This window comes from Mucilaginibacter sp. (genome assembly GCF_036383575.1).
GTDB lineage: Bacteria > Bacteroidota > Bacteroidia > Sphingobacteriales > Sphingobacteriaceae > Mucilaginibacter.
Map to the genome: position 1 here is coordinate 1 of NZ_DASVOB010000790.1, position 6,463 is coordinate 6,463.

6 protein-coding genes are annotated in these 6,463 nt (G+C 43.0%); 5 read left to right on the forward strand and 1 reads right to left on the reverse strand.

What is annotated here, in order from left to right; all coding sequences use genetic code 11:
* The first annotated feature begins 289 nt into the window (after window positions 1–289).
* From VF500_RS28070 to VF500_RS28080, 3 genes are read left to right on the forward strand one after another with little or no spacing between them, the layout of a single operon-like run.
* Window positions 290–844, forward strand: coding sequence for an RNA polymerase sigma factor (locus VF500_RS28070; protein WP_330862826.1), 555 nt, complete (start codon window positions 290–292; stop codon window positions 842–844).
* On the forward strand, window positions 837–2,360 hold the full coding sequence (locus VF500_RS28075) for a hypothetical protein (RefSeq protein WP_330862827.1): 1,524 nt from the start codon (window positions 837–839) through the stop codon (window positions 2,358–2,360). Before VF500_RS28070 ends, VF500_RS28075 begins: the two co-directional genes overlap by 8 nt.
* Window positions 2,357–3,109 (forward strand): hypothetical protein, encoded by a 753-nt coding sequence (locus tag VF500_RS28080; protein WP_330862828.1) that lies wholly within the window; start codon window positions 2,357–2,359, stop codon window positions 3,107–3,109. Before VF500_RS28075 ends, VF500_RS28080 begins: the two co-directional genes overlap by 4 nt.
* Window positions 3,110–3,343: 234 nt before the next feature.
* Here the strand turns inward: VF500_RS28080 and VF500_RS28085 are convergent, their stop codons facing one another.
* Entirely contained in the window at window positions 3,344–4,492 is a 1,149-nt protein-coding gene (locus VF500_RS28085; protein ID WP_330862829.1) for an FtsX-like permease family protein, read from the reverse strand.
* Window positions 4,493–4,647: 155 nt separating this feature from the next.
* Here VF500_RS28085 and VF500_RS28090 point away from each other — a divergent pair, with 155 nt between their 5' ends.
* Together VF500_RS28090 and VF500_RS28095 are read left to right on the forward strand one after the other, a co-directional pair.
* Window positions 4,648–5,889, forward strand: a complete 1,242-nt coding sequence (locus tag VF500_RS28090; protein ID WP_330862830.1) for a DUF1343 domain-containing protein — start codon at window positions 4,648–4,650, stop codon at window positions 5,887–5,889.
* Between the two features lie 33 nt (window positions 5,890–5,922).
* On the forward strand, window positions 5,923–6,463 hold a 541-nt coding region (locus VF500_RS28095), incomplete at its 3' end, for a methionyl-tRNA formyltransferase (RefSeq protein ID WP_330862831.1).

Consider the following 6,463-nt stretch of genomic DNA (forward strand, 5'->3'; position numbering starts at 1 on the left):
AAATTTCACCTCAGCAAGGTTTACCAATACTATTATGACGGTAATGTATTACAGATGCAGCGTAACACCAACGGCGATACACTGACTGTTCAATACAACTTAAAGAAAACTAATTAACTAAAAGTCCAATTGTTTTAATTACGATGCCGGTGCCTGTATTTATGGGTGCCGGCTTTTTTGATTACAGCAGGCAAACAATCCCCGCAGATTTTTTTTATTTATTTGTATCGTTTAAATATTTTACTGCGTAAAGGCTTTTAAAACAACATTTAGCGGAACTATACATTTAATGCATCCACCCCCTCGCATTACCGAAGAAGAGATCGTAAGGCAATGCAAACAAGGCAGCTTAAAACATCAGGAATTGCTGTATAAGCAGTTCTATGGCTACGCTATGGGTATAAGTTTGCGTTACAGTTTAAACCGCGACGATGCCCTTGAAGCTGTAAATGACGCTTTTATAAAAGTGTTTAACGCTATTGGCGGCTACAACACCGATAAGCCGTTCAAAGCCTGGCTCCGCACTATTTTGGTTAACACAGCCATCGACCGACGGCGTAAAGACCTTAAATTCCAACTTAATGTTGAATTGGAAAATGCCGCCCCCATCAGGAGTAATATGGGGCCGGTTGATAATTTAAATGCACAGGATATTTTAAAGATGATGGTTGAGCTCCCAACTATACAACGAACTATTTTTAACATGTATGAGATAGACGGCTATGATCATGACGAAATAGCCACAACGCTCGGCATCCCGGTAAGCTCATCGCGCGTTTACCTGAGCAGGGCTAAAGAACGATTAAGGACTATATTAAGAAAAGAAGCACAAAACCATGGATGATCAGTTGGATAACGACTTAAGAGACCACATCAGGGAAGTGTTTGATAATTACGAAGACACTACTGCTGATGAAGGCTGGCTGCTGCTCAGGGAGCGATTCCCTGTTCAGGAAAAACAGCGCCGCCCGGTTTTCCTATGGTGGGCAAGCGCCGCTGCAGTCCTTTTACTGTTTTTAAGTATAGGCTTGTGGATAGCTTCAAATAAAAATAACACGAATGACCACGCCCAGATCACCGCTGCTAAACCGGTAAAACCGGTGTTGCCGCAAAGCAGCGCTGCTGATAGTACCGTTCAAAACGTTGCCCCGGCACAGCCTCCAGCGATAGCGAAGCAGTCACCTGCAACAAACCTTGCAGCCAACAATACTGCACAGCAATCAGCAACAAAATTGAACCCGGCCGGCAGTGCATCATCGGTAAGCAGCCCAAATGTACTTGCAAACAATAATGCTCTAAATAAAAAGGCAGGCAACGCAATTGTAAATCAAACGGCAACTACTGTACCTGCATTTACGCCAGTACAGGTAACGCCTGCTGCCACTAACCCGGTTAATGCAATTGCAAAGGCCACCACTCCTGCCGTTCAGCCTGCGGATAATCATGTTTCAAACGTGCCGCCGGGCAAAAAAGCCGATAGTGTAAACTCTGTTTTATCGCAAACAAATACGCAGCAATTTGCCAATACGCCGACTGTAAAGTCTCCGGTTAATACCAACCCGGCAAAAACACCTCCTGTTAATCCTGTTCCATCGGTAGTAAAAGTGAAACCAAAGGCCAATTCTATGGAGGCATTGCTTGCCAGCGATCATGATCAGCCTAAAAAACCTGATATGGAAAGTGACGACCGCAGGGTAAAATTCAGTGTTTATGCCGCTACATTCTTCAACTATGCCAAGGGCAGCCAAAACCAGATAAATGCAGGTGCCGGTTTTACCTCTGATATCAAGCTGAGTAAAAATCTTAAACTTTCAACAGGTTTAGCTTTAGCCCAAAACACGCTTAATTACAATAAAAACCAACCATCAAATGGTGTAGCTGCGGTGTCATTTTCACCATCATTAAGCACGGCTTATAACACCATGGCCGATTTTAGCAAAGTATCATCTACACCTTCATTTAAAAATTACAATGCTAACCTGATTGGTCTTGATATCCCTGTTAACCTTAAATATGAATTTAACCCGCAAAAAAATGACACTTACATTTCTGCAGGTTTAAGTTCGGGCACGTTTATTAATGAGGCTTACACGGCAAGTTACAGCTACCCGGGGCTGGCGCAGGCCGCCGGTGTACAGCCACAAACATCCGACGAAACAACACACAAAAGTTTCAACAGCTTTTACTTTGCCAAAACCCTGAACGTTGCATTTGGTGTTGGTTATCCCCTGGGCAAAAGCAATAAGTTAATTATTGAACCATTTTTAAAATACCCGCTTGACGGACTTGGCTCACAGCAGATAAAATTTGGCGCAGGCGGCTTAAACCTGAAACTAAACTTTACAACACATAAAAAATGAAAAAGTACCTCCTTATCCTTATCCCGTTAATGCTTAGCGGGCTGCAGCTCTGCGCCCAAAAATTAGAAGTTTCTGTACAGGCCAATACCGGCTTATTTCATTTTGCAGGCAAATCAACAACAGCTACCACCCAGGTATTACAAGGCTCAACCGCGGGCAGTGCGATGGACTATGCTAATGACCCATATGGCAATAAAAACGGCTTTAGTTATGGCGCCAGCATCCAGGCCCAAACGGTATCAAAAGGCGGGTTTATTGTGGGCTTGCAGGGAGGTTATGAACTATTGAGAAGTAAGGTTGAGGTAAATAAATACACACCTATTACAAGCGTTTTATACGGCGACTATCTACCCATCGCAGCAAATGATCCAAGTTTCGCGGTAACCGGGCATGTTGCTTTTCAAAGCCAGAGTATTAATCTAAACCCATATTTTGGCTACCGCTTTCAGCTTAATAAAGTTAAACTTGATATTTTACCGGGGATGGATATTGGCCTGATACTGGATAGCCGCGATAAAGGCGAAGTAAAAGATAAAGACGGCAAAATTTATAAAGTTAACCGCGAAAGAACTAAAGCACCAACCGATGTGCGCTTACGCCTTGGCGCTGTAGCCAGTTACGGCCGCTACGGATTAAATGCCAGCTTTGCCCATGGATTGACCAATTACATGAAAAACTATATTGGCGATGCCTCCTTTAACGCGCATAGCGAGTATTTTAGATTGGGATTAAGTTATCGATTGTTGTAATTACGTGGTATTAAATTTATACAGTAATAAAGAAACCACTCTTAAAACAGGAGGCACCTACGGAGCCACTGTTCCATATTTAAAAAAGGCTATAAATATGTTACTCCTACTGGAGTTTAACAAATTTTCGATCACAACTCCGTAGGAGTAACATGTTTATAAGAAAAATCAAATGAAACCAGGCTCCGTAGGTGCCTCCTATCAGCCATTTAATTATAACCAAACTGATTAAACTTATTTAAACTGGATAGCCTTTACCGGCGAGATCCTGCTTACCAGCGTTGATGGTATGATAAGCACCAGCAAGCAAATGATCAGCGTACCGATATTGAGGACGATGATATCAAAAACATTAAACTCAACAGGCACAAAGGTCATGTAATATGATGCCTGGTCGAGCTTAAAGAAGTGGGTATACATCTGGAAGTAACCAAGGCCTATCCCAAGCAAATTACCTAACAGCAAGCCCAAACCGATCAGGTAAGAGGCATTAATAAGAAAAACCTTACGGATAGCCCAGTTGGAGGCCCCCATAGCTTTGAACATCCCTATCATGGCAGTGCGCTCCAGGATCATGATGAGCAGTGCTGATATCATATTGATGACCGCCACGGCCACCATCAGCACCAGCATCACTACCGAATTAACATCCAGCAGGTTAAGCCATTCAAATATGGTGGGGTAATCTTCTTCAATGGTGTACTCTTTCAATTTTACCGGTAAAACGGTATCGAGCGCGTCGGCAGCTTCATTGATATGGTCAAAATCAACTACACGCAGTTCGTATTGGCCTATCTCGTTCGGCTTCCAGTCGTTAAGGCGATTAATTAGCGATAGCGCACCTATAACAAAAGTTTTATCTACTTCTTCAACCCCAATGTTGAATATGCCTTTTACTTTAAACGGGCGCTTACGCAATGTCTCATCAAAATACATCAGCAGCTTATCCCCTACTTTAAGTTTAAGCCTGTCGGCTGTTGTTTGCGAGATCATGATCTCCTTTTGTGCTTCAACAGAATCGGCAAAACTGATCACATCGCCGGCTACCATCATCTTTTTAAAGTAGCTCCAGTCGTAGTTTTTATCAACGCCCTTAAGCACCACACCTTCAATTTCATTATTTGCCTTAACAATGCCCGGCTTGGTGGCCACCGGCATTACATGGGTAATAAAGGGGCTTTTGAGCGCCCGTTTAACAAAATCACTGTCGGCAGGAAAGGAAGAACTTTGGTATGAATTGTTAAGGTCGAACTTAACAACACGGATATCGCCAGCAAAACCGCGAACTTTATTGCGGATCTCGTGTTTAAATCCTTTAACGATAGCAAGGGACAGTATCATTACGCCAAGCCCCAGCATAATGCCTATAATTGCAATACGCACTATCAGTTTTGAAAATGTGCGTTTTGATTTAAATGTTATACGGGCTGATATAAAGGAGGCGAAACTCAATGGCAGACTGATTTTTTGTACCTTCGCAAATATGCGGTTTTGCTGTTAAACCTGCTACTTTTAAAATTGTTTCAACTCAATATTTTATGAATAAGATTTGTGCTTTTTTACGATTTGCCCTCATAACAGTTTTACTTGCAAACACCGCATGCAGCCACGCAACCGATTGTAAGAGCTGCAAGGTGGTATCCATCCAAAAAAACAAAAAAAACGGCCCGATTATTCCCGGAGCCGATCAAATTCCGTTGTATATTAACTATCTTAAGGGAAAAAATATAGGGATGGTTATTAATCAAACTTCTGTTATTGGTAAAAATTTAACTGCCAGTGTAGATAGTTTGGTGCATTTGGGAGTGACCGTAAAAAAGATCTTCGGCCCTGAGCATGGTTTCAGGGGCAATGCCAGCAACGGCGCTACCGTTGGCGATGCCAAAGACCCCAAAACCGGATTACCTGTAATATCGCTATACGGTAACAAGCACTACAAACCAACTGCTGCCGATCTGAAAGGCATCGACCTCATGATATTTGATATCCAGGATGTTGGCGTACGCTTTTACACATATATATCAACCCTGCACTACGTAATGGAGGCCTGTGCTGAAAATAATGTAGAGCTGATGATATTTGACCGCCCCAATCCCAATGGTTATTTAATTGACGGGCCCATTCTGGACACCGTTAACCGGTCATTTGTGGGCATGCACCCCATCCCCATTGCTCACGGTATGACCATTGCCGAATATGCCCAGATGATAAACGGCGAAGGCTGGTTAAAAAATGGGGTTAAATGCAAATTAAATATCGTTAAAGTAGCCAACTACAAGCACATTTTATCTTATACCTTACCGGTGAACCCATCGCCCAACTTAAATACGCCCATATCAATTTTATTATACCCAAGTACCTGCCTGTTTGAAGGCACAACCTTTAGTTTGGGGCGGGGTACACTTGTTCCCTTTGCGGTTTTAGGGCACCCGGCGCTGAAAGGTAAATACAGCTTTTCGTTCACACCGAAAAGCATCCCCGGCATGAGCGAGAACCCGCCACAGAAAGATCAGGAATGTTTTGGCATCGATTTGCAAAATATTTCGCCAAATGACATCACCGGCGTGGGCTCTATCAACCTGAAGTGGCTCTTAGAGTTATATAATGCATTCCCGGATAAGGATCATTTTTTTAACGCTTATTTTATAAAACTGGCCGGTACAGCCGAATTAAGGAAACAAATTGAAGCAGGCAAAACAGAGGAAGAGATCCGCACCGGCTGGCAGCCGGGGTTAACCGCATTTAAAGCCACACGTAAAAAATATTTACTATACGAATAACAGAATAAAGCACATCTAATACCTAAACATACTATGAGAATTATATTTATGGGTACCCCCCAATTCGCCGTTACCTCGTTAGACGCTTTAATCAAAGCCGGCAGTGATATTGTAGCTGTTGTTACAGCGCCTGATAAACCAGCCGGAAGGGGACAAAAAGTTAGTGAATCGGCCGTTAAGCAATATGCTGTAGCTAATGGCTTGAAAGTGCTGCAACCCGAAAAACTTAAGAATGAAGATTTTATTACCGAACTGAAAGCCCTTAAAGCCGATTTGCAGGTTGTAGTAGCCTTCAGAATGCTGCCCGAAGTAGTTTGGAACATGCCTGCCAAAGGTACCATAAATTTACACGCCTCATTATTACCTCAATACCGCGGCGCCGCCCCCATTAACTGGGCGCTGATTAACGGCGAAAAAGAAAGCGGCGTAACCACCTTCTTTTTAAAACATGATATTGATACCGGTAACATCCTGTTCACCGAAAAAATAACCCTTACCGGCCATGAAGATGCCGGCGAATTACATGACCGCCTCATGAACAAAGGTGCAGGGCTGCTGGTTAAAACAGTTAAAG